General features: G+C 46.2%; 21 protein-coding genes, 1 rRNA gene, 1 other RNA gene, 1 pseudogene and 2 riboswitches. Of the genes and pseudogenes, 3 read left to right on the top strand and 21 right to left on the bottom strand.

What is annotated here, in order from left to right:
- From FYJ39_RS15515 to tadA, 11 genes are all read right to left on the bottom strand, one after another.
- Positions 1-128, bottom strand: a 16S ribosomal RNA gene (locus tag FYJ39_RS15515); the annotation flags it as partial.
- A 195-nt stretch (positions 129-323) separates the two neighbouring features.
- Positions 324-455 carry a hypothetical protein gene (locus FYJ39_RS21245; RefSeq protein WP_268890680.1) on the bottom strand — a complete coding sequence of 44 codons (132 nt, stop codon included), beginning with the start codon at positions 453-455 and terminating at the stop codon, positions 324-326.
- A gap of 257 nt (positions 456-712) precedes the next feature.
- Complete coding sequence (locus tag FYJ39_RS15520) at positions 713-1429, bottom strand: CvpA family protein (RefSeq protein ID WP_235919861.1); 717 nt, start codon at positions 1427-1429, stop codon at positions 713-715.
- 40 nt (positions 1430-1469) lie between these two features.
- Positions 1470-2297, bottom strand: a complete 828-nt coding sequence (locus FYJ39_RS15525) for a Cof-type HAD-IIB family hydrolase (RefSeq protein ID WP_154473361.1) — start codon at positions 2295-2297, stop codon at positions 1470-1472.
- Positions 2294-4543 carry a hypothetical protein gene (locus FYJ39_RS15530; protein WP_154473362.1) on the bottom strand — a complete coding sequence of 750 codons (2250 nt, stop codon included), beginning with the start codon at positions 4541-4543 and terminating at the stop codon, positions 2294-2296. Before FYJ39_RS15530 ends, FYJ39_RS15525 begins: the two co-directional genes overlap by 4 nt.
- Before the next feature lie 53 nt (positions 4544-4596).
- Positions 4597-5193, bottom strand: a complete 597-nt coding sequence (gene recR, locus FYJ39_RS15535) for a recombination mediator RecR (protein WP_154473363.1) — start codon at positions 5191-5193, stop codon at positions 4597-4599.
- Positions 5193-5537, bottom strand: coding sequence for a YbaB/EbfC family nucleoid-associated protein (locus tag FYJ39_RS15540; protein WP_154473364.1), 345 nt, complete (start codon positions 5535-5537; stop codon positions 5193-5195). Before FYJ39_RS15540 ends, recR begins: the two co-directional genes overlap by 1 nt.
- An 83-nt stretch (positions 5538-5620) precedes the next feature.
- Complete coding sequence (gene dnaX / locus FYJ39_RS15545; protein ID WP_154473365.1) at positions 5621-7237, bottom strand: DNA polymerase III subunit gamma/tau; 1617 nt, start codon at positions 7235-7237, stop codon at positions 5621-5623.
- Between the two features lie 39 nt (positions 7238-7276).
- On the bottom strand, positions 7277-8356 hold the full coding sequence (locus FYJ39_RS15550; protein ID WP_154473366.1) for a 6-phosphofructokinase: 1080 nt from the start codon (positions 8354-8356) through the stop codon (positions 7277-7279).
- Positions 8357-8582: 226 nt separating this feature from the next.
- An RNA gene (gene ffs / locus FYJ39_RS15555) (signal recognition particle sRNA large type) lies at positions 8583-8844 on the bottom strand.
- A 123-nt stretch (positions 8845-8967) separates the two neighbouring features.
- The gene (tadA, locus tag FYJ39_RS15560) at positions 8968-9630 is read right to left on the bottom strand and encodes a tRNA adenosine(34) deaminase TadA (protein WP_178258891.1); all 663 of its coding nucleotides are present in this window, start codon (positions 9628-9630) and stop codon (positions 8968-8970) included.
- Positions 9631-9723: 93 nt separating this feature from the next.
- Between tadA and FYJ39_RS15565 the strand changes: the two genes are divergently transcribed.
- The gene (locus tag FYJ39_RS15565) at positions 9724-10440 is read left to right on the top strand and encodes an anaerobic ribonucleoside-triphosphate reductase activating protein (protein ID WP_353954613.1); all 717 of its coding nucleotides are present in this window, start codon (positions 9724-9726) and stop codon (positions 10438-10440) included.
- A 63-nt stretch (positions 10441-10503) separates the two neighbouring features.
- Here FYJ39_RS15565 and FYJ39_RS15570 read toward each other — a convergent pair whose 3' ends face one another.
- Entirely contained in the window at positions 10504-12117 is a 1614-nt protein-coding gene (locus FYJ39_RS15570) for a DUF6128 domain-containing protein (RefSeq protein WP_154473367.1), read from the bottom strand.
- A 219-nt stretch (positions 12118-12336) separates the two neighbouring features.
- On the opposite strand from FYJ39_RS15570, the gene nagB reads away from it, so the two are divergent.
- Entirely contained in the window at positions 12337-13062 is a 726-nt protein-coding gene (gene nagB / locus FYJ39_RS15575) for a glucosamine-6-phosphate deaminase (protein ID WP_154473368.1), read from the top strand.
- A gap of 530 nt (positions 13063-13592) precedes the next feature.
- On the opposite strand, the gene FYJ39_RS15580 is transcribed toward nagB, so the two are convergent.
- The 9 genes from FYJ39_RS15580 to FYJ39_RS15620 form a co-directional block, all read right to left on the bottom strand.
- Entirely contained in the window at positions 13593-14207 is a 615-nt protein-coding gene (locus FYJ39_RS15580; protein WP_154473369.1) for a substrate-binding domain-containing protein, read from the bottom strand.
- 17 nt (positions 14208-14224) lie between these two features.
- Positions 14225-14668 carry a MarR family winged helix-turn-helix transcriptional regulator gene (locus FYJ39_RS15585; protein ID WP_353954612.1) on the bottom strand — a complete coding sequence of 148 codons (444 nt, stop codon included), beginning with the start codon at positions 14666-14668 and terminating at the stop codon, positions 14225-14227.
- A 136-nt stretch (positions 14669-14804) separates the two neighbouring features.
- Positions 14805-16154, bottom strand: a complete 1350-nt coding sequence (gene murD, locus FYJ39_RS15590) for a UDP-N-acetylmuramoyl-L-alanine--D-glutamate ligase (RefSeq protein WP_178258887.1) — start codon at positions 16152-16154, stop codon at positions 14805-14807.
- Positions 16155-16187: 33 nt separating this feature from the next.
- Positions 16188-17630 (bottom strand): adenine nucleotide alpha hydrolase family protein, encoded by a 1443-nt coding sequence (locus FYJ39_RS15595; RefSeq protein ID WP_154473370.1) that lies wholly within the window; start codon positions 17628-17630, stop codon positions 16188-16190.
- Positions 17631-17740: 110 nt separating this feature from the next.
- Positions 17741-18268 carry a spore maturation protein gene (locus tag FYJ39_RS15600; RefSeq protein ID WP_178258885.1) on the bottom strand — a complete coding sequence of 176 codons (528 nt, stop codon included), beginning with the start codon at positions 18266-18268 and terminating at the stop codon, positions 17741-17743.
- Positions 18269-18443: 175 nt separating this feature from the next.
- A complete protein-coding gene (locus FYJ39_RS15605; RefSeq protein ID WP_154473371.1) occupies positions 18444-19808 on the bottom strand; it encodes a GntP family permease in 1365 nt (454 codons plus the stop codon).
- A gap of 31 nt (positions 19809-19839) precedes the next feature.
- The gene (gene ilvD, locus FYJ39_RS15610) at positions 19840-21516 is read right to left on the bottom strand and encodes a dihydroxy-acid dehydratase (protein ID WP_154473372.1); all 1677 of its coding nucleotides are present in this window, start codon (positions 21514-21516) and stop codon (positions 19840-19842) included.
- Between the two features lie 300 nt (positions 21517-21816).
- Positions 21817-22509, bottom strand: coding sequence for a FadR/GntR family transcriptional regulator (locus FYJ39_RS15615; protein ID WP_154473373.1), 693 nt, complete (start codon positions 22507-22509; stop codon positions 21817-21819).
- 174 nt (positions 22510-22683) lie between these two features.
- Positions 22684-23352 (bottom strand): 4'-phosphopantetheinyl transferase family protein, encoded by a 669-nt coding sequence (locus FYJ39_RS15620; protein WP_154473374.1) that lies wholly within the window; start codon positions 23350-23352, stop codon positions 22684-22686.
- 504 nt (positions 23353-23856) lie between these two features.
- Positions 23857-23965: riboswitch (TPP riboswitch) on the top strand.
- 47 nt (positions 23966-24012) lie between these two features.
- A riboswitch (TPP riboswitch) is annotated at positions 24013-24120 on the top strand.
- Positions 24121-24382: 262 nt separating this feature from the next.
- Here FYJ39_RS15620 and thiW point away from each other — a divergent pair.
- Positions 24383-24884: pseudogene (thiW, locus tag FYJ39_RS15625) on the top strand (energy coupling factor transporter S component ThiW).
- Positions 24885-24892 lie beyond the last annotated feature (8 nt).

Raw genomic sequence — 24892 nt, forward strand, 5'->3', positions numbered from 1 at the left:
CTCACCCGTCCGCCACTCAGTCATCTTAAATTCCATCCGTAAACTTCCTTTATGATGCTTCGTTCGACTTGCATGTGTTAGGCACGCCGCCAGCGTTCATCCTGAGCCAGGATCAAACTCTCATGTTTAAGTTTCCTCTTCCCAGGCTTCCTTTACGCCCTTGGCTTAAAGGCTTCCCTTAAGAGTGTTTCTTGGTTAAGACTACTTCGCTTGGCTTTTTCGTTCTTTCCCGTCTTACTGTTGGTTCTGTTCTGGATTTCTCTCAATCCAAGGCCCTAACCCGGCCTTTGTTTTCTTAGAATTTTCAGGGTTTTACATACTGTTTAATCTTCAATTTTCAAGGTGCTTTCAACATTGACGCCAAAGCGTTTCAGCGGCAACTCCTCTATCTTATCACAACCATTCCGCTTTGTCAATCCTTTTTTAACTGCTTTCAGAATATTTCCTTCCAGCATACCCCCACGTTAATGTGGCGGACTTTTAATATAGCACTCCGGTTTTCATTTGTCAAGAGAATTTGTATCACTTTTTCAAACAATTTGTAACTTTGTATTAAAAACTACTACATATGCATGTTTTTCTTGCTTTTCCTCTATAATTTGTGGCAATAAGATAAAAGATGAATCACCGAAAAAAGAATCTTATCTTTTGCCGTTGATTTGCTTTTTAATTAATTGAATGTATGTTAAAAACAATTTATACTGCTCTTATTCTAAAAAATCCCCCTCATTATCCCTCCAAAAAGGATCGAAAGTAGATTATAGCGGTAAAGGAAGTTAAGCCACCGGCTTTGGTTCACCTGCTCTATCAGCATTCCTCCGGTTGGTGTGGCAGAGAAAAGCTTCATCAGAAATAGAGCCATCCACAAGAGCAATAGTCCGTAGGCCAGCCCCATCACTGCGCCAGCAATATGATTCAGTCCATGTATGATCGGCAGCCGGGCAATAATATCCAGCCATTTTACCGCCAGATGAATCAGAATGAATACAATCAGAAACAATACTGCGGATACAACCGCATTGATGAGCATATCAGCCAGATAGAGGCTAATATATTCCGCGAACTGACTGACTCCCAGCATATGATAAATCTCACTGTTGTTATTTTCCAGGAGAATTTCCTTTACCGGCTCCGGCAGATTCATTTTCTCAATGGATATTCTCTGGGCGGCAGGAATTCCCGTCTGATTTTCCGCAGGCGCTTCCCATCCAGCCGCTGAAAGAATGGCGTTGCCTGCGTTTTTCCGAATAGATGGGTTATCCTTTAAAAAATCAGTTATATAAGGTGTTGACAGTTTTACAATTACTATAGTAAGAACCAAAGCTCCCAGAGATACGCATTGCTTCAGCAGACCACGGTAATGTCCATACAACATCATTCCAATTAAAAATATTCCTGCCCCTATGGACAGCCAATGCTCCAATATCATATCACCTCTTCTTTCAGTTCCTGTTCATATTCATCTAAATTTAACACAGTATTAGCCTTTCAATAGCGGCAGCCACTCCGTCCTGGTCGTTGGTTAAAGTCAGCTCATTAGCTGCCGCTTTGGCTGAATCCTGCCCGTTTTCCATAGCTATGCCAATCCCGGCTGCCTTCAGCATGGAAATATCATTTTCCCCATCTCCAAATGCCATGGTAGCTGTTCTTTTAATTCCCAGGTGATTAGCCAGCCATAGAAGAGCCTCTCCCTTAGTGGCTCCCTGGGCATTCAGCTCCAGATTATTATTCAGAGAAGAGCTTATGATAAGCCCCTCAACCTGTTTCAATTCCTCTCTTACAAGCTCCCTGTCCTCCGGCCTTAAAAAAAACACGTTCAGCTTTTCTACATCATAGCCAGTTTCTCTTACATAGGACTCTGTATCTGGTACGATATATCTGGTTTCACGGATCATTTTTTGAATAGCCGGTTCAATCCCATAATTATCCATATGCTCAATAAAAGCAGGCTGTGAAATGCCTCTTCCATTTATGTATGGATCGTACATCGCATGGTATTTCTTCAAAATGCCTATGAGTTCCAATACTGTTGCGTTAGAAAGAACACAGCTTTTAAGCACTTTTCTTGTATCCAGGTCAACTACAGCCCCTCCATTTGTTGTAATCGCATAGCGGATTCCTGGAATCTCCTGTACCTTCTTGGGTATACCGTCAACTGCCCTTCCTGTAGCAGGCACAATCCATATTCCCTTCTGCGAGCAGCGGCTTAGGACCTCCAGAGTGTGCTCTGAAATATTTTTTCGGCTGTCAAGTATGGTACCATCTAAATCAAAGGCGATGAGGCTGATATTTTTCATATAAAATGCTCCTCTTTTAATATTAGCAGGCCCTCTTTGTCGTATTTGGATGAAAAAATTCCTGTAAGGCGCTTGAAAAAGGACGGATGTTCTGCCTTATCAGCTGCCTCCTCTATCAGCTCCTCCGCATTTTCTTTTATGAGAGGGATTCCATCCTCCTCCATAATCTCAATTCGCTCATAAAGGGCCAGCATACTTTTTCCTGAAATACTACAGTCGATTTCACCAGCATACTTACAAGCATACTTGGCGAATTCGTCAATGTCCATCTCCTCCTGCTCATCTTCATACTCTGGTTCTCCAGGCTTCCCAGAATTCTCCGCAGACGGAGGCGCCTCCCCATGCCATTTATAAGCAAGCGCGCTTTTGGAAGGGGCTGCTGCCTGTCTAGATTGTATCTGAACCGGCTTTGGCTGGGCCGCAGGTTCACGCCCCGGCTTTGGCTGAGGCTTTGGTTCTGCCATAGACTGTGGCTTTCGCTCTCCTATAGACTGAGACTTTCGCTCAGGAATATCCCTTGGGGCGGAAGTCTGAGGCTCCATCTGCCGAGGTCTCGCGGTAGGAGCCTCCGGAGTGGCTCCGTCGTTAAGCGGAACAGGCCTTCCTGCATTTTCCCTCTTAAGCTCTATATGTCTTACAGGGCGATTGTCCTTCTCAGGCTCAGCTTTAGATACAGATTCCTCAACCGTCTGTGCCTTTGTAAGCTCAAACTGTTTCGCAAAACCGGGATAAATCTGGTAAAGCTTCTGCAAACGATCCGCAGAATCAATTAATACCACGTTCATGCCTGTCTCATCTCTGGCTATCAGCTGATTCAACTCCTGGAGGGTACTCTCGGCCATCACACCAGCCTGTTCCACGATGAGATCCTTGCCTGTAAGCTTATCTGCCACCGCAAAGACGCCCTTCAGATTCAGCTTTTCTCCAGTAATTTTGGCTGCCTGATTCTTAGAGCCTGTTTCCCTGTGGATCTTCTTTAAGGCATCCACCGCCTGTTTCAGTCCCTGCTCCGGCGTCTCTGCTTCTATCATGAGGCGGAAAGCTACAGGCGTAGCCGCTCCTCGCTTGATATCCCGTATATCGGTGAGCACTCGTGTCTGAGCCATCTCCAGTTCCGGCTGGAAGCTGGGCCCCTCTGAAAGCCTGGACATTTCAGAGGCAAGATTGGCCTGAGCCTCAGCCTCGTGAATCCGTGCTTTTAATGCTTCATCGGATATGACCGACGGAGTAACAGGCTCCTGCGGCGTCCACTGGGAAGGTTCTGGCCCCTGGCCCTCCCCTGTTTCCTCAGGCTCTATGGTAAGCCGGGAGGACTCAGGCGTCTCATCTTCTTCGTCCTCAAAAAGCTCCTGCCTTCCCTCTCTGACAGGATGCTCGCCTTGTTCCTCATAACTGTCCTGGGGCCTATTTACAGAGGCTTCCTCATCAGCCTCTTGGCTGCTCCGGCTTTCATCTCTATATGCATCTCTCCGGCTTTCACTCTCAGGCTCCATGGTGTATGCAGCCTCCTGGCGGGCTCTGTAGGAAGGCTCCTGGTACCCGTAGGAAGCTGCCTCTGCCACAGTTCCTTCCTCGTACTCCCCAGATCCTCCCATATGGTATCCTTGCTCCACCGCCTTTAATCTGGCTTCATATTTATCCCGGTTCTCCACCAGGTCCATCTGATACTTTGTAAGTGGGGCCAGCTGCATCTTAAGCTCCATGGCCTTATCCACGTACTTGCCCAAGCCAAACATAAGCATAATTTTATCGCAGGTCATTATGCAAAGATCGTCTAAGCCCGCCTCTCTGTAAAGCTCCGCCAGCTCGTAGAGCCACTTCTCATCCAGCTCCAGATTACAGTACTGCTCCAGCGTATGAATCAGCTGCTGGGCAGGAGCTCCCTTGGCGTCCAGAATCAGATACCGCAGTATATATTGCCTGGGATCATCAGGAGCCAAATCACAAAATTCCCTGTAATAATCTTCCGCCTCCCTGAGACTTCCCTCCTTAGCAGCCAGCTCCGCCAGCTTATACAGAAGCCGCTTCCCAATGGGCGCCCGCTCAAAGGCCAAAAGCAGAATATCCTTAGCCTCCTGATACTCCTCATTTTTCTCATAAATGGCAGCAGCCATGGACAGGATATTGATGTTGCGAACTCTGCGCCAGTCAATGGTGTCGGCGATCTTCATAGCTGTCACATAATCGCTCCTTGCCACCATTTTCTTAATCTGCTCAACCTTAATGTTAAACTCGTATTTATCCATCTTTTGCATCTCCCTATCGCAATTTCCGGTTTGGCAATAAGCACCCTGATGATTTATAATTCTGTTCTGCCTTCCAAGGCCCTAAGAAGCGTTACCTCATCAATATACTCCAGATCTCCGCCAACAGGCACACCGCTGGCAATTCTGGTGACCTTTATTCCTGTAGGCTTAATCAGTTTGCTTATATACATGGCTGTAGTTTCTCCCTCCAGACTGGAATTAGTTGCTATGATGACCTCCTCTACCTCAGACTGAAGCCGCTGCATCAATTCCTTTAGCTTAATATCATTGGGGCCAATTCCAAGCATAGGGGAAATAGCTCCGTGAAGCACATGATAGACCCCTTCATATTTGCCCGTCTTTTCATAAGCAGCCAAATCCCTGGTGTTCTCCACTACCATAATGATCTTGTGATCCCTTCTGTCACTGCTGCAAATAGGACACAGTTCCTGATCCGTAAGGGTAAAGCATTCTTTGCAGTAACGGACATTCTTCTTGGCTCCTGTCATAGCGCCTGCCAATTCTTCCACCTGTTCCATTGGCATATTAATAATGTGAAATGCCAGTCTCTGAGCCGATTTGGCCCCTATCCCCGGAAGCTTTGACAGCTCCTGGATTAATTTAGTGATTTGACTGCTGTAATAATCCATCAGAAGGGGAAACCTCCGCCTAGGCCGCCTGTAAGTTTAGCCATAGCTTCGCTGCTCTCTGCTTCCATCTGACGGAATGCCTCGTTAGTAGCCGCTACAATTAGATCCTCTAACATTTCAATATCGTCCGGATCTACCACCTCCTCTGCCAGCTTTACAGATACCACTTCCTTTTTTCCCGATACAGTTACAGTAACCGCGCCGCCTCCGGAGGCCGCCGTGTATTCCCTGCTCTCCAACTCCTTTGTTGTCTCCTCCATCTGGCGCTGCATACGCTGTGCCTGCTTCATAAGGTTATTCATATTGCCAGGCATGCCGCCTGGAAATCCGCCACGTTTCGCCATGGTGTTTTCCTCCTGTTATCTTACTCTTTTTATAGCTATGAACGCTTAAACCGTTTCCTTTAAGCCCCTGTGCGCTGCTTCTGTTAATCTTCCTCTATTATATCTATATGAATCTTTTCCTTCAGCTCTTCCTCTGTAACATAGATCGTATTCAGCCGTTCTCCCCGTCCAGCAAGCCTAGTCTTAAAATAGATAGCCCTTCCGTAACTGGCCTCCACATACCGTTCCAGCTCGCCGATGACCTTAGGACGTTTCCCCATATCATAGCTCATGGAATCCATAAAAACAATGGTAAGGCAGCCTTCTCCTCCTGGCTCTACCACAGTGTCCCTCAGATAGGATTTGGCCCCTCCTCCGATGCTTCTTACAATTTTGGCCCATTCATTGCGAACCAGCTTTAAATCCTCCATCTGAGCCGGCGGAAGAGCTACCCGCTCCGGAGGCGTCTCTGTCTCTACCGGGTGGGACGCAGATACCTGACGCATTTCCATAGCCGCGGTACAGCCATCAGGACTTGAAGCCGGGATGGCAATCCGGCCTGCCTCCAAATCCTCCAGCTGGGCCTCCAGCGCTCCCAGACGCTGAAGGATTCCATCCAGATCAGGTTCCATGGCCGGGCGGGTAAGCTTGATTAAAGCCACCTCCACCAGCACCCGCTTCTGAGCGGCATAGCGCAGTTGGTTGGAAAGCTCAGAAAATACCCGGATGTAACGCATCAGAGTAGGGCCATCAGACCGGGAAGCGTCCTCTTTCAGCAGCTTTCTATTCTCCTCCGACATATCCACAAGGCCTTCCACATCATCCGAGCTTCGGATCAGCAGGAGATTCCTCATATACCAGATAAAGTCTGTGACAAACTGTCCCAGCTCTCTGCCCTGGATCAGGATTTCTTCCAGACTGCAGATGCAGTCTCTGGTTCTGCCCTCCCGGACGGCATTGAACATCTGGCTGAATACCGCTGTGTCTACGGCTCCCAGCACCTCCAGAACATTTTCGTAGGTCAGAAGCTTCCCATAATGGAAAGCCGCACACTGATCCAAAAGGCTTAAGCCGTCTCTCAGGGAGCCGTCCGCAGCCTTGGCAACGTACATGAGAGCCTTGTCTTCCACTTCGATGGCTTCCGCCTGGGTCAGCTCCCGCAGGCGAGCGGCTATGGTTTCCAGGGAAATGCGTTTAAAATCATAGCACTGGCATCTGGAGAGAATGGTTACGGGAATCTTGTGAACCTCCGTTGTGGCAAGTATAAAGATAACGTAGGAGGGCGGCTCCTCCAGGGTTTTTAGCAGAGCGTTGAATGCTCCGATGGACAGCATATGAACCTCGTCGATGATATATACCCGGTATCTTCCCTCAGTGGGAGGATACTGAACCTGATCCCGGATATCTCGGATATTTTCCACGCCGTTATTGGAGGCAGCGTCGATTTCCACTACATTCATAGAGGACCCGGAAAGGATCGCCTGGCAGGTTGGACATTCATTGCAGGGACTGCCGTCCACAGGACGCTCACAGTTGACAGCTCTCGCATATATCTTGGCAATACTGGTTTTTCCGGTGCCTCTTGTTCCGCAGAACAAATAGGCATGACCGATACGCTCCGACGTTATTTGATTTTTAAGAGTCTGAACAATAGGCTCCTGTCCTTTTACATCTTCAAAGGAAACAGGACGCCATTTGCGGTATAACGCCGTATATGACATGGTGATTACTCCTTATTCCTTATATAGTTAGGTTAGGCTTTACTCATCTCCAAAGCTGATTCCTACCATCTTGGCCTCCTGGATCATGGAGCATTGTGGGTCTACTGTCTTAAGCTTTCCTGCCACCTCCGAAAGAGGAACCTTGTTAATATTGTTATTCTTAACCACTACCATATATCCATATTCTTTGTCTCGGATCAATCTGGCTGCCACGGCTCCCATCCGGGTAGCGAGAACCCGGTCATAGGAGCAGGGCTCCCCTCCTCTTTGCATATGGCCCGGTACCGTTACCCGAACCTCCATGCCTGTTGTCTCCTGAATTCTGGCTCCGATTTCGTAAGCCACCGAAGGGTAAATGACGCTGCTCTTTTTCTTTTCCTTTAGCTCCTTCTTGGTCATCCCAGCATCCTCCCTGGAAATGGCCCCTTCCGCAACAGCAAGAATAGAAAAGCGTTTGCCTGCCTTCGAGCGCTTCATCAAAGCCTCACAGACAAGATTGATATCGTATGGAATCTCCGGCAGAAGGATGATGTCCGCGCCTCCGGCCAGCCCCGCATATAAGGTAAGCCAGCCTACCTTGTGACCCATGACCTCTACGATGAACACACGGCCATGGGAAGCTGCAGTGGTGTGTATGCAATCAATGGCATTCGTCGCTACATCCACAGCGCTTTGAAAGCCAAAGGTCATATCTGTGCCCCACAAGTCATTGTCTATGGTTTTTGGAAGAGAGACAATATTAAGCCCCTCCTGACTAAGCATGTTAGCTGTTTTCTGGCTTCCGTTGCCTCCCAGAACTACGAGACATTCCAGCTTCAGCTTCTTATAGGTGTGCTTCATGGACTCTACTTTGTCCAGTCCATTCTCATCAGGAACGCGCATCTGCTTGAAGGGCTGACGAGAGGTTCCAAGAATCGTTCCTCCCTGAGTCAAAATACCAGAAAAGTCAGAGGGCTTCATAACCTGATAGTCAGCGTACATCAGGCCCTTATAACCATCCTCAAATCCGATAATCTCCACGTCGTCAACCATGTTGTACAAGGACTTTGCTACGCCGCGCATAGTAGCGTTCAGTGCCTGACAGTCTCCGCCGCTGGTCAGCATTCCAATTCTTCTCATATCGCACTTCCTCCCTATCAGACTTTTTCTTTACTTGTTATAAGCTGGTGAATGGTCTATTATTCCCATTTTGTAATTATAACCGAAAGGAACCCCTGGGGCAAGTATAAATTAAAGCTTATGGCCGAAACAGCAAGGCTGACCCCCGGATATCAAACAAAGGGGATATAAATCTGCCGGCACAGCATATCCGTATCGTCAGATTTATATCCCCTTTATTTTAATTCCACGCGCCTTGCTTTGTGTAATGGCCACGGACGTTACTCATGCAGTTAACTCAGTCCAGGCGACCTTACGGCACACGGGAGCTTCTGCTTAGTGCTGCTGCATTCCTGCCCTGACACGGTTCACAGATTCCCGTTGCGTAAGACCCAAACGTCAACGCCACTTGCATAAGGCAGCTTCGCAGCCCATTACCCGGGGCAAGGCATCACCCCTGCTGGAGCGGTTTGCAGGTACAGGGCACCGCTATCTCCCCGGCTGCGTGGAAGCTTTATAACTGAATCAGGCCTGTGAAGATAACCGGAATCCGGTCAAAGCTTCACAATCGCCTGTTTAGTATACTCTGCACAGGACTATTTGTCAAGGGGGCGATAGCAGCCCGTCTCCTATTAGCCCTTATCCGCATCCTTAGCCCGCCTTAAATCCTGAAAAAATTCCTTCATTAACAGAGAGCACTCCTCTCCTAAAATTCCCATCTCTGTTTCTGTCTGGTGATTAAAGCCCGGCTGGTGAAGCAGATCCAGAACGGAGCCGGCACAGCCGGCTTTGGGATTGGCGCAGCCCATCACAACCCTGGGAATTCGGGCCTGGACAATGGCTCCGGCACACATGGGACAGGGTTCCAGGGTTACATACAAAACGCAGTCCTCCAGCCGCCAGTCCCCCAGCTTTTTACAGGCTTTTCGGATAGCAGACACCTCGGCGTGAGAAAGGACATTCTTATCCGCATTCCGGCGGTTATAGCCTCTTGCTATAATCTTTCCACGCCGGACCAGAACGCAGCCAATGGGCACATCCCCTGTACAGGCTGCTTTCCTGGCCTCTCCAAGGGCCTTTCTCATAAACATCTCATCCTGCTTTCGTTTGGCTTCTTCCAGAATATGAGCCTGTTCTTCTGCCATTCTTTTCTTTTCCATACGCTGCTCCCAACGGCGCTGCTTCGTGGCACGGCCTTTTTCTTCCTGAGTGAGAGCGCCAACGCCAGGGCTGCTGTTGCTTGCGTCCCCATCAGATGTCAGCAGCTCTCCAGTTTTGATTGACTCTGTTGTCATAAGCTTCTTCCTCTTTTTTTTCAGCTTTCAATATGCTATACTAACAAAACAGATATATGTTTTATTATATAGAACAAACCAGGAAATGAAAAGGTGCAGGTTATAAGAATTATGAACATATGCGGATTGCAAAAAACCACGCTGCTGGATTATCCCGGACGGGTGGCTGCTACTGTATTCACAGGAGGATGTAATTTCAGATGCCCCTTCTGCCATAACAGCCAGCTGCTCAAGGAGCCTCTGACTGCGGCTTATTCCTCGGAAGAAACGCTGGCGTTTTTAACCAAACGGAAGGGCGTTCTGGAGGGTGTTTGTATCACAGGCGGGGAACCTACACTATGCTATGATTTGGAGGATTTTTTAACAGAGATCCAAGCATTGGGGCTGGCTGTAAAGCTGGACACCAACGGCTATAATCCAAACGTTCTAAAAAGGCTATGCGACAGGGGCTTGGTAAACTATGTGGCTATGGATATAAAAGCCTCCAAAGAAAATTATGGGAAGGCGGCTGGAGTGCCAAAGCTTCGGATTGAGTCTATAAACGAAAGCGTTGAATTTCTTTTATCAGGCAGCGTTCCTTACGAATTTCGGACAACTGTTGTCCGCGGCCTTCACACCAGTCAGGATTTCGACGGGATCGGGCCGTGGATTAAGGGCTGTTCTGAATATTATTTGCAGTGTTTTGCAGAAACCGGTCACATACTTGCACCCGGCCTGTACAGCGCATTTACAAAGGATGAAATGCTGGGCTTTGCTAAGCAGGTAAGCCCCTTTGTAGGAAAGGTGGTTCTGCGGGGGATAGAGTATTAAGCCTTAAGCCCGCTTCTTGACGTCTAAGCCATTTATCAATTTTATTAAAGATACCTACTAGAGCTAATCCTGATTCTGCAAGCGGATATCTGTATACCAATAGCCGAAGCGGCCGTCCTGGGACGGTTGTTTTTTTGACAGTACGAAATGGGGGAAACCAAACATGGAAGCCATATATTTTTCGTTGCTGTAGTAATGGCCCGGCACCCCCAGAATATACCGGATCTGGCTACCTTCTCCTCCGATGCGGGCCAGAACTAAATAGCGATAGTTATAGTATCCATGGAGAAGAAAGCTGTTATTTCCATAATTCCAGTTTTCTCTTGGCAAAAGTCCGATGTCCTGCGGCTTGATTGTGAGAATTTCACATCCGTTGGCACTGTCGAACGCTTGAATCTTAGGATACCGCTTCCTAAATCCTTCCCATATTTGCTGAGGCTGGCTGTATTCCTGTTCCTCTTCCTCCAAACGAGCCAGCTCCTGGGGATCACTTAAGAACAGCTCCTCCTCTCCAGAGTCAACAATCGGCTGCCTCTCCTGGGCAGACGGGCAGCCTATATCTGCTGCCGGAGCGTCCTGAAGGGGCGAAGACGCAGCGGCAAAAGAAGACCGTTTGGAGGCGGGAGCATTATCAGCAACAGATACGTCCTCTGATACAACAGCCGGATCATATCCAGATTCTGATAATCCGGCAGGGCCAAACGTCCTGCTGAATGTATATGCCTCATCACGAGCCAGCTCATCTAAGCCTTCCTCCTCTGGAACACGGTTAGCTTCACTCCATACTACCAGATTCTGTTCCTTTATCGGCATTCTCTCCTGGCCTGCCGGCTCATTCCTCTGAAGCTTCTCTGCCTGCTCCTGCTGTATCACCTCCATGGCAGAAGCCTGTTTAGCAGGTTCCCCAGAGACAGATTCTTCCTCCTGGCTTATGACTTCCTTCTGTTCTCCCATTCTGTCTGCCTCCGTTATCCCCTCTGCCGTCTGAGTATTCTCTTTTTCCCACTGCGCTTCTGCCTCGATCTCCTTTACTGCCTGGCCCTTCATCGGAGCTTCCGTCCCAGCCTTCTGGAGCTCAGTCTCCTCCTTCCGGCTCTCCTCCGTATCTGCGGCCCTCATATCAGGCGTATCTTCCTCCGGCTTCACGGATATTTTAATAATCTCCGGCTCAATATCCGATTCTGTCACAGGCGCCTCTCCCAAGGCCTTCTCCTGTGCCTCCAGCTCCCGATCCAGTTCCTCCATCTTTTTATGTATCTGCTCGTCTGCATTTCCACGATTTTCGGAGGTGACGCTTGCCAGCTCCAGCTCCGCAGCCTGGGCCACCGCATCCTCCCATATGGTGGTATAGGCTCGCCAGGACTCTCCTTTTTCATGGATCGTAAGACCATAGCAATGTTCCATGCTGCAGCCGGAATCGGCAGCATTGTCCACTGCGACGGCAGCTCTGAACTCTCCGGTTCCTCCCCGGATAAAAATACTTCCCAGGAATATCTCTCTTCCCGGAGCCAGCAGATAAACCCCAAGGTCGCTGCCTCCTACATAGACTTTTTTTACATTGACGCTGAGCTTACACTGTCCGTTCCTAGACTCCAGCTTGGCAAAGCCAATATTTCTGCCCTTTACTTCGCCCTCGTAAGCATAGATATAAGATATCAGTCTTCGATAATTGGTCATGCTTTCACTCCTCCCACCTTTATCTGCAGCTGCCCTGAAAACGGCCTATCTGCTTTTATAAATATTTTATGCAATTACCCCTTGAAAGTATGTTAGGAAAATGCTATCCTATGTTCAGACATAAATAAAAAATAAAATTTTTTCATAAAATGCAGCCCGGAGTTAGATAACTGCGGAAATGCAACTATTATGCAGTGTAATAGAAAGGTGGCAACAATAATGAGAATCATTCAAGCATCTGATTACAATGACTTAAGCCGAAAGGCCGCTAATGTGATCGCAGCACAGGTAATCATAAAGCCTGACTGTGTACTGGGCCTGGCAACCGGCTCCACGCCGCTTGGCACTTACAAGGAGCTAATCGAACGCTATGAAAGGGGCGATCTGGATTTTTCCTGCGTTAAGAGTGTAAATTTGGATGAGTACAGGGGACTTACAAAAGACAACGATCAGAGCTATTACTACTTCATGCATAACAATCTTTTTAAGCACATTAATATTCATCCCGAAAATACTAATGTTCCTGACGGGACCGAGCCTGACAGCCATAAGGAATGTACCCGCTACGAACAGATTATCCAGAGCTTAGGCGGCATTGACCTCCAGCTGCTTGGCCTTGGACACAACGGTCATATCGGTTTTAATGAGCCAGACGAGTCCTTCGCCCCTGTTACTCACTGCGTGAATCTGACAGAGAGCACCATTGACGCCAACAAGCGTTTCTTTGCCTCTGCCGGCGACGTTCCCAGGCAGGCTTATACCATGGGTATTGGAACCATTATGAAGGCCTCCAGGATTCTTTTGGCAGTAAGCGGGGAGGATAAAGCTCAGATTCTTAAAGATGTAGTCTTTGGACCCGTTACCCCTCAGGTTCCTGCCTCTGTGCTTCAGCTACATAAGGACGTTATTGTAGTCGCAGATGAAGCTGCTATGTCTAAGTTCTAGTATAAGAGTTTTTTATCAAACGTTATCTGCCCATTGGCAGCAGCTGATTCAGACGATTCTAAAAGCAAGCTAACCTAATGGCAGACGGAATGATAATCAAAAAGGAAAGCTCATGGTTTCCAGATTGGAGCATGGGCTTTCTTATAGCTAAAAATATTCTCCGGCTCACCGGCATACCAAATAAAGGGTTCCCAATTTGGCTGATTTTCTCCTATTTTCGCTAAAATCAGATCTGGAAGCACTATAAATACATCTACATCAAAACAATTCAATATAGCTCAAAACGAAGTTGGCGTTACAAATTCAACTAACCCGCAAGAGAATTATGTCCTGAACTTTAACAATGGATTTTAGCCTTCTCCCCTCTGCTATCGATTCCAAATGCAACAGTATATCAACCAAAGTCATATCCATTCCGTATTAAAAAAATACGGTTCCAGCAGCTATAAAAGCCACTTAGAACCGTACTTTTTATTTTACAAAGGCTAAATTTTCAATTTACTATCGTGTTTCTGTTATCCTGCTCATAATTATTTCACCGATTTGTAGTTTGTGTTGTAGGTAATAAAATCACCATCCCCTTGCTTAATGGTATTACCCTCAAAGTTAGCTCCATTAACCTTCAGCTTCAGCTTAGCAAGCCCAAAGTTCTCTGTAAAGGTATTGCCAAGCTCAGTGAGAAACATTTCATCCGAGTGCCCATAAGCGCTCTCTGCGTGGTTCAGATCCAGCGTTCCCACAGCTTCCTCTGTCTGAGCCTCTGCTCCCGGCCCCTGGGAACTTGCGCTATCTGCTTTCTTTCCCTCCACTGTAAAGCTTAAGACCTTTGTCCCTTGTGTAAGAACACCATATTCTATCAGCTTATCTACCAGAAGTTGCGCGTCCAATTCGTCTGTGTCCAGAGAATCCATATCCTGAATCAGTCCATCATCCGTACCATGATATATAGAAACTACAGCCACTGGCTTTATGTTAGGATCTGGAACCTTGTCGCTGACCCCCCCGGTGCTGTGAGGCACCATACTCTCCTGGGCCTCTCCTGCCGCTGCTGTCGTCTGTTTATTCTGCTTCTCAGTCGTAGGAGTACAGGCTGCCAGAGCAACTGCCGTCATAACTGCCATCACGCCTATTAACCATTTTTTCATATTTGATACTGCCTCCTTTAGTTCTCTTCAAAGCTTCTGAACCAGGCATTCAGCTTAGTCAACGCCTTTACGAGGGCCTCCAGCTCATCCTCCGTCAGTTCCTTCACTACCCCGTGGATCATCTGCTCGTGAAACTTCTTATGATGCTGATAAGCCTTTACCCCTCTTTCTGAAAGGGAAATATACACAACCCGCCGATCCACGCTGCTCCTCTGCCGCACTACATAGCCCTTTTTCACCAAGCTGTTCATGGAAATAGTCAGAGTTCCCACCGTAACCGACAATTCCCTAGCTATAGACGACATATTTTTAGGCGCCTGAATACCAATGGCGTCAATCACATGCATATCATTATTGGTAATGTCCTTAAACTCCGGGGTTATAATGGCCTTCTGCTCAATGTCGTTTACATCCCGAAACAATTTTACCAAAACCTCGTTCAGCGTATCGTAAGCTTCCACACTTCTCCCTTTCACTTTCTATTTCAAAAGCTTCCTACTGATTGTACAGTATTTTAATTATTCGCACAAGCCCAAAATCCTTATAAAATTCTTAAAAGACTGTGTACTTTTCTTGTATCTTCTGCGTTTTTCAGGATTACTTATCCAGTACAAGACGCGCAAAGGCCTTCCCCCGCTCCTCAAAGTTCTTAAAAATGCCATAGCTGGCCGCAGCCGGAGACAAAAGGCAGCTCCGCCCCGGCCTGGTTATCTCTCTGGCCCTGCGGACTCCTTCCTCCAAATGCTCTGCCAATATCAATCTGGCCTTGTCCTTAAAATCAGGATAATACTTGTATATTTCCTGATAAATGCGCTTGCCTGTAGACTCCATTAGGATGATATGGGGCACCTGGCACAGGGACAGATACTCTATCAGCTCCCGGTAATCAATTCCCCGATCCATACCTCCTATTAGTACGGTATCCGTATCCTTCAGGGTCTTAAGAGCCTGAATCGTAGTGTCACAAATAGTGGAAATAGAATCATCATAATACTTAACTCCATCCCGTTCCCCAAGATATTGGAGCCTGTGGGGCAGCGGCTCATAAGATGTAAGGCCCTCCTCAAAGGTTTCATCATCCATTCCCAGAATCACGCACACGCTGTAGGCAATGCCAATATCAAAGTAATTATGCTGTCCCAGAAGCTTAATCTTGTCTCCGGGAATCCGAAAGGCTCTGTCCCTGAAATAAATCCAGGTTTCTCCCCCTTTCTCCCTTACATTCAGCTCTGCTTCCGGCTCATCCATTCCCGCCCGGATCAGGCAGGACGGACAAGTACCGGTCTCCGGCAGACATTGAACATTGCAGATAAGGATATCCGAGTCCTTCTGATGCTTATAAATCTGGCGTTTGGATTCCACATATTTTTCCATAGTGCCATAGTGATCCAAATGTTCTTCATGAATATTGACTAAAATGCCCATATGGGGAGATACCGTCATATACTCCAGCTGATGACAGGACAGCTCAAAGACGATCTTTGTCTCCGGCCTGACCTCCTCTATATGATCCAGGCAGGGTATTCCAATGTTCCCCACCAAAAGGGTGCTTTCCCCTCCCGTCTTCAGAAGGTGGTACAGCAATGTTGTAACTGTGCTTTTGCCCTTCGTTCCGGTAATGCCGATAATCTGATCCCGGAAACAATGGAAAAACACCTCCGTCTGGGAAAGAATCCTGCATTTATACTCATAAGGCTCCTTTTCCAACACAATTCCTGGGCTTTTAAATACCACATCATAGTTATCCAGGCATTTCTGATAATCCGGCCCCGTTATCCACACCATCTCCCTGTCAGGCAGCTCCTTTGGGGATGACTGATCGGCAATATCCAATTTTGCATAGCTGCCAAGCTGCCGGAGCACATGATAGGTAGACTGGCCTTCCCTTCCAAAGCCCAGAAGCAGTACCCGTTTTCCCTTAATCCAGGGCTCTATTCTTTCAATCACGTCATTTCTCCTTTACAGGCACAATGGATGATATTATCCATTTACACAGCTGTCCTTCACCAGACTTGCCCAGCGGGCAGGCACCAGATTTTCTTCGTCATAATAGGAGGAATACAGGTTCCCTGCGGCCTTATACCGCTGGTACAGCCCTGTGGTTTTATAATAAGCCAGAAGAGCCGGGAGCCTTCTCCCCTTCGCTTCCATCCTGTCAATGGTTTGAACAATCGCCGTATTAATCTCATCCCGGCTTCCTACGCACTCAAAGGGCTTTTCCTCATGAAGCCCCACCAGCTGCTCTAAGGTCACTTTCATTGTCTCGTCCTCCAGTATATTCCGTCCGAACATACGCACCATCTCCTCCGGTGTCAGAAAGGGAGACAGAATCAGATACACGAACAGGCATTTGGGACACCGGCCGCACCAGCTGTCTGTTTTACTTCCTACGTTACAGCTTCGGAAAATGCTGTGGTACTGCTTCCGGGACGCAAAATACCGGGCAATCTGATATTCGCTTAAGGGGCGAAGCATACTGAAATAATATGCGCTGCCTGGTAGGTATTCTTCCGTGTATCTGTGGAAATCTGCCTCAAACTTAAAGCTCTTGGAGTACTGGTGGTTAACTGTACTGCCTTGAACGGTGCTTTCATTGGCACTAGATTCATTGGACAGGGCAACATAAGGCAGATCATATAATCTGGCCGCTAATATGCTGGAAAATGCCACCAGCGCGGAAAAAGGAGTATGCCCGTTTAAAAATTCCTTCTGGTTCAGCTCCAGCATATGAACATCCAGCGTCCGCTTTACATGAATCCTATGGGCCGCATCCAGACCTGCAACCTCCGCAGTATGGAGGGTGGCTCCTCTGGGATTGATAACGTATGCATACAGCTTTTCCCCTGCCTGTCTCATAAGCTCCAAAGTAACGGCGGAATCCTTGCCGCCGCCGATAGGGACAAGAACCCCTTTGATGGGCCGTTCTTGGGTTCTTAAGGCAATGCCAGCTTCCCCTGAGAACGTTCCCCCGGCCTCTCTATGATCATCGGCCCCTTGAGCGCCGGCTGCCCTTTGAGCTTTTCCGGCTTTGATTTCCATAAAATCCTCAAGCCTGGCTTCATTGATCCGATTTATATAAAAAAATTCCCCCAGTCCATTAAAATATAAATCCTTCCACCAGTCAATCTGCTCCTGGCTTAAGGAGCCGGCTTCCACCACTACCTGAGGAGAGCAGGTAAGCTTCCAGTAGCTGACCAGCTCTACCAGTCCCAGTGAAAAAACCAGCTCCTGCAAAAGCCTGTCCCTCTTCCAGCAGCGTCTGTCTCCTTCTGGCCTGGGAAATATCCATTCCGGCCGAAAAGAGGAAAGCCCTTCTGTCTCGAAGCTGTACGTAAGCTTCAGCTCTTTCTTAGACTCTTCTATCTTGTATCCTCTGTAAAAAAAGCGTGGGTACTGCTCACGCAGCTTCAGGTATGTTTCCATAAGCGCTCCTTTTTCTCTCAAAAGCATAAACCCGCTGTACGCTCTAATGTCATACAGCGGATTTCCATAGTTATTATAGTCAATAACCCTTGATTTTGCAACGTTTTTTTCTAAGACATGACTCCTGCCATTACCACGCTGGCAGCAATTCCCACAGCCGTTGCTATGAGCCCGCCTGCCAGAGTATACCGTGTTTTTGTAATCCCCACAGTTCCAAAGTAAACGCTCAGGCAATACATCACTGTCTCTGTACTGCTCATGAGGATAGAGGCTACAAGCCCCAGGTAGGAGTCCGTACCATATTCCTTGAAAATATCCAAAACCAGCCCGGTAGCCGCTGAGTTAGAAACCAAGCGCACCAGAATGACAGGCACAATCTGGGGAGGCAGATGAATAAGGGCAGCAGGCATTGCCAATATACCTCCCAAAAAATCCAGAAAACCGGAAGCCCTCAAAATTCCTACGGAAACCATCAGTCCTACCAGCGTGGGCAGGATTCCAGCCACTGTACTCATTCCCTTTTTGGCTCCCTCTATAAAATCATCCAACACCGGACGCCGTGACAGCAGACCAAATCCTACAATATAGAAAATAGTTAAAGGCACCATAACCTCTGATAAAAATACAAGAACCTTCACACTTCATCACCTGAAAATGTCTCTTGTTCTCATTCTATTACTGGCAGGCTACTTTCATGAACAGGACTCATATTTTATAGCTTCGTTCTTTTGATTTACATTTCATATTCAGAAACGATTCCTTCAGACAGCAGCCTGATATGATATTCAGCTGCCTTTATTCATACCAGATCCATTATCCAACTGCCCCTGGCAGCACCAACGCAAAAATCAAAGTCAAAACCATAATCGATATTGACATAATAATCTGTGCAAGAGTATAGGTCTTTAGTCCTCCCTTTACATTAAAGCCGGACAAATTACTTACTACCCAAAAGCCACTATCGTTAACATGCCCAACACTGATTCCGCCTGCCAGAGCTGCCAGAGCGATATATACCGGATGAATAGCAATGCTTGGAGCGATGGTTGCCATAATCGTCATAGCAGTAATACCTGCTACAGTTCCGGAGCCCTGTGCAATACGGAAAATACATCCAATAAAGTAAGCTAGAAATAATACTTTAATTACAGAACCACTGTTAATGCTTAATGTATTAACCAGTGCATTTCCAATATCTGTAGCAGAGATAACCGCACCAAACGATCCCCCTGCACCTGTAATCAAAAGCACAACGCCAGCCTGTTTTAAAGCCTCATTGGCAGAAAGCTCTACCTTATTTCTCCCAAGATATTTGTATCCAATCAAATAGGCGCAAAGAGTACCTAACATAATCGCAATAATCTTATTTCCTAAAAACTGTGCTGCCACAGGAGTATTATCTCCATAAATAGCAGATGCGCCGGTTCCTAACAAAATACATACAACAGGTATTAAGATAGGAAGCATTGATGCAAAGAATGAAGGTGTTTTACCAGCTGCTTCCGTTTCTAACATTTCCTGATTCAATTCCATGATCTGATTTGTATCTTTTTCCGGTTTAAAAAATCCTGTATTATGAATTTTGGTATATACGAAAACAGAAATTACGGTTGCAATAGAGCCAATAATCAACCCCATAATTACCATAGAGCCCAGATTAAAGCTAAGTAAATCAGCTGCTGCCAGTGGATTCGGCGTAGGAGGTACTAAAGTCTGAGCAATACCGTCGCCAATTGTTAAAGCACCTACCACATATGCCAGAGGTTTATTCACCTCTTTAGCTACAGCAATTCCGATTGGGATTAAGATAATAAATGTTACATCAAAAAATACTGGAATAGCCAGAATAAAGCCTGCACCTGCAATTGCATATAATACGAACTTATTAGGTACCGCATGTACAATTGTTTTTGCAATCACCTTAGCAGCGCCTGTATCGCTCATCAGCTGTCCCAGAATAACACCAAAGCCAATCGGAAGACCAATACCGGCCATCATATTTCCAAAACCTGCTCCGATTGTGTTAATTGACGTAACAAATCCCAAACCACAAGCTACCCCCATATATAAACTGGCAATAACCAGACAAATAGCAGGATTCAGCTTTGGAATCAAAATCAATGCTATCATAATCGCAATTGCGATCACCAGATTCATAACTAACAATACACCTGACATACTAATTTCTCCTTTTTTATTTTCACTTTATTTATGATTCCTTCGTAGCTATGTAGGCTCCCTTTGATGCAGTTGCGACATTCTTTCTATACTGATAGAGGCAGCCTTGTACCGGTGTTTTCTCTTTCCTTACGATTTCATGTTTTCTCTGTTCAAAATCCACATCTGCTTCTACCGTTCCCTTCAGTATGTCTACAGTAATCATATCGCCATTCTTCAGATAGGCAATCGGACCATCATCAAGCGCTTCCGGACAGATATGTCCCACAAAGCAACCATTGTTAGAGCCTGAAAAACGTCCATCTGTAATTACACAAACCTTACTTCCTAGCTTCATACCTACCAGTACCTTCATTACTTTGTACATCTCCGGCATTCCCGGACCGCCTTTTGGACCTTCATTGCGGATTACAACAACTTCTCCGGCCTGTACCTGATGTGCCCTGATTCCTTCCAACGCCTCATGCTCACTTTCATAGATTTTAGCCGGACCACAGAACTTCAGAGCCTGTTCCGGTATTGCAGACGGTTTTGTAACTGCTCCGTCAGGCGCTACATTTCCTTTCAGAACAGCAATTCCGCCTCTTGTATGTACCGGATGATCCAAGCTGCGGATTACATCCCGGTTTTTATTCTTTACGCTGCGTATATTATCTTCCATACTTTTGCCCGTACAGGTAATGCCGCCCAGCTTCAGGATGGAAGACAATTCTTTCATTATAACCGGAATTCCACCAGCTTCATAAAAGTCCAGCAAAGTATATTGACCTGCGGGAATCATAGGCACCAGATGAGGAACCGACATGCTTACCTTTCCAAACTCAAAGATGTCCAGGTCAACTCCTGCCTCATAGGAAATTGCCAGAAGATGCAGCACTGCATTCGTTGAGCCTCCAATTGCAGAATTTACTTTAATAGCATTTATAATAGCATCCTTTGTAACAATATCTTTGATACAAATATTCTTATTCACCAGATTCATTACTGCTACACCGCTCTCAAAAGCAATACTCTGACGGCGGCTGTAAACTGCAGGCACTGCTGCGCTTCCCGGTAAAGATAGTCCCATAGCCTCGGCTAGACAGCACATTGTATTCGCCGTTCCCAGCATTGCACAAGAACCGATTGTAGGAACTGCATTATTCTCAATCCAGTCAAATTCTTCCTGTGTGATGCTACCCTGGCTTAAAGCGCCTTCTGACTGTTGAATAATAGAATGATCAATATACTCCCCACCATAAGGATTCCCTTCTTTCATTCTTCCCGGAAGCGTAGGCCCTCCATTGACAAATACCGTTGGAAGATTCACGCGCAGCGCTCCCAGAATCATTCCCGGAACAATTTTATCGCAAGATCCCAAAATCACCAGTCCATCCAGCCGATGCGCCTCTATCATCGCCTCAATATCATCTGCAATCATCTCTCTTGCCGGAAGGATATACTGCATTCCTTTATGGCTCATCGCCACACCGTCACAGGCTCCAATCGTTCCAAATTCTACGGGTGTTCCACCTGCTGCATAGATTCCTTCTTTCACTCTCTGCGTAAGTTGTTTCAGAACCGCATGTCCGGGACACACCGTATTATAAGAATTTGCCACCGCAATCAGTGGTTTCTTCAATTCTTCCTCCGTAAAACCGGAGGATTTATAGAGTGCTCTGACATTGGCCCATTCTGGCCCTTTTAAAATATCACTGCTTCTTCCCATATCCTTCTCCTTTTCTTCGGTTTTATCATAATGTCATCACGTTGTATGATGATATTATTATATGTTATCTATATTTTTAATCAATATACAAAACGCCAAAATAGCAAGATTGTTTTTGTTAAATATATCTAAAAATCAGCGGTTACAAAACACGGCTCCGACTAAAATACTGCACAAAAAACACGGTTTCTAAATCGCTATAAAAGCCACTTAGAACCGTGATTTTTTGTTTTAGAAAGACTGCTTTTTATTCAATTTACTATTGCATTTCTATTTTACAATATCACCTATCGATTCGTTTCACTTCTTTTTTAATAATTCCAGATTCTCTCGATTTTCCTTCATATGTTCCAGCATCGAAGCGTAAGCTCCCTCTGAATCATGGCGTTTGATAGCGTCCACCACCTTTTGATGTGTAATGGCTGCCGAACCTGCCATATTGTGATTAGTAAGGTTCACATACAACGATACCCCCTGTGTAATTAATGGAATCAGCTGGGGTATTACAAGATTACCTGTTATAGTGGCAATCTTCACATGAAATTCAATATCACGTTGACTATAATCTTCCCCCCTCTTTATCATTTCACTTACATCCGTACAAATCTTCTGCAGCTCTTCAATGTCTTGCTCCGTTGCTTTTTCAGCAGATAACGCTGCAATCTCAGGTTCCAATATGCACCGCAGATCGCTTAAATCCTCTGCCAGTTTTTTCTTATCATGAGCAAAACGAAATCCCAGAGGATCTCCTACCATCCCTAGATTATCACATATGTAAGTTCCCTTTCCACGGCGAATCTCCACAACATTTCTAGACTCAAGAATTTTCATTGCTTCCCGAATTGTTCCTCTGCCAACACCTAATTGAGAAACCAGTTCTATCTCATTAGCCAGTTTATCCCCCGAATTCAACTGATTATCTATAATTAATCCCTCGATTTTATCCGCTACTCGCTCTGCCAGAGAACTCGTATCTATACTCTCTAATCGCATATAGCATCTCCTTATAATTTACTCATCCTTGAATTAAGTATAGCAGTTTCTTAAAAATATGGCAACATTTCATTTTATGTGTGAACCTTGTGGCGCTTGCTTCCGATGGTTCTTGATCAAGCTTTTCCTGAACATAAATTCCTTTTAAATTCTCCTGATAGAATCAATCACATCCTAAAGCAATATTTTTTCTAATCTCCATCCCCTGACCTCCGGCTCCTCCGCGCATACAGCTCCCCGGCAGCCCTCCAGTTCAAATTCCTTAAAATAATATGTATTTTCATTGACCTTCTGCTTTACAGAAATGTCCTCATCCTCTATCCGAATCTCGAATGCATTTAACGGCAGCCTCATACCTAATCCTGTAGCCTTCAAAAAGCTTTCCTTTAAGACCCACATACGAAAAAAGCCCTGGATACGCTCAGCCTCCGAGGATAAGCCTTCCAGCCAGCGAAGCTCACTTTCATGAAAAAAACGCCTGGCAACCTCTTCCCCATCACTTCCTACCTGTTCAATATCAATTCCTACCGGGGTGTGGGCCCACACCCCCGCCGCATAGTCTCCAGAATGAGTCAGATTAAAATGAAGCTGGGAGCAATGGGGGATGTAAGGCTTTTGATTCTCCCCATATTCCAGAACTGTCTCTGATGAATTTAAACCAAATTGTTCCAGTATTTCGTTCAAAACCAGTCCTGCCCCCAAGGACTGGAGCTTGCCTGATACCGTTGCATGGCGCTCCACACGCTGCCGCCGATCAGGAGAAACCTGCTCTAAAAATGTTTCAAAAACACCAGGAGTCTTTAGCTGGTTTATATTCAGCACTAATATTTGTTCTCTTGCCATCTTCCATCCTCCCGGCTCTTTCCTCCTGTGTGCTGCGTCCAACCATACCTTCTGATTCCAGGTGTCATCTTGTTTCAACACCTAAAGGTAAGCAATGTAATCATCAAAAACCCAAAGGCCATTACGTCCTGAAGGTTAAATTCCATCTGCACCGCTTTCCATCTTTTGGTCAACGCCACCCTGCAACACAATTTTGTTTCTTTTCCAGTATATCATACCGCTCTATCAGGAACAATCCCAAATCTTCTTTCACCCCCGCCCCATCCAGCTATTTTAAAACTAAATATTTGAAATTTTAATTTGTGAAGCTCTGGATTGTAAAATAGCCGTCCTACTCTTAGTAAAGTCTGATCATATCCATTATTCAACCATTAGTTCGTGGTTTTTTTGATGTAAAGTTGTAGAATATAAGCCTTTATTTTGTTCATGTATTAAGTTAACTTTTTGTGTCTTTTCCAAAAAACCTATTGTATTTTCAAAAAACAGGGTGTATAATGTTTAGCGAAATAAATACAGGGGAGCTTGTGTTAGCAGGCTGAGAGGAAGTAACCGAACTTCGATCCTATAACCTGATGCGGATAATACCGCCGTAGGAAGTCATATACAAGGATTTTTTACAGGAGGCATCCAAAAGGATTGTCTCCTGTTTTTATTTTGCAACTGAAAACGCAGGGGAGCTTGTACTGACAGGCTGAGAGGAAGGTATCACCTTCGACCCTTATACCTGATGTGGATAATGCCGCCGTAGGAAACACTTGCGCTCTGTTACAGGAGGATACCACAAAAGGTATTCTCCTGTTTTTTCTTTATCTTTTGAGAAAGGAGGAAACGAGATCCACTTATGTGGCGGACTGAGGGGGAGAGCCCTGAGTCTTGTATATCAGCGATGGGAAGCCGTGTTCCGGCGTGAGAGGATGCCAGTAAGCATCGACCGAACTTCCATGCAGTTTCCATTGGGGTAACTGTGACTATTTCTGGAAGCGCCGCTGATGACTGACGTTTCCTAATTCACTCAAAGGAGAAATTGAATATGAACAAAACTAACACAAAAAAATTAGCGATTGCCGGTGTATTCTGTGCTGTTGCTGCTGTGGGAAGTCTCTTTTCTTTCCCTGTTTTCGGGAGCAAATGCTCTCCTGTTCAACACATGGTCAACATCTTGTGCGCAATTCTGCTCGGTCCCGGTTATGGACTGGGTGCAGCCTTTGCAGCGGCTTTGATTCGTAATCTGCTTGGTCTTGGAAGTCTGATGGCTTTCCCTGGCAGTATGTTTGGTGCATTGGTGTGCGGCGTGGTTTACGCTAAGACCAAGAACATCTTGAGAACCTTGATTGGCGAAGTATTTGGTACTGCTATACTTGGTGGTCTGTGTGCTTACCCGATTGCAATTTTCTTTATGGGACAAAGCGCAGCCGGTCTTGCTTTTTATGCTTATCTCTACCGCTGGCGGCGCGATTATATCCGCAGTTTTGATTTACAGTTTGAAAAAATCCAACATTCTGCATATCATGCAGAAATCTCTCAACCGATAAGGAGGAAG

The organism is Clostridium porci, from assembly GCF_009696375.1.
GTDB classification, from domain to species: domain Bacteria; phylum Bacillota; class Clostridia; order Lachnospirales; family Lachnospiraceae; genus Enterocloster; species Enterocloster porci.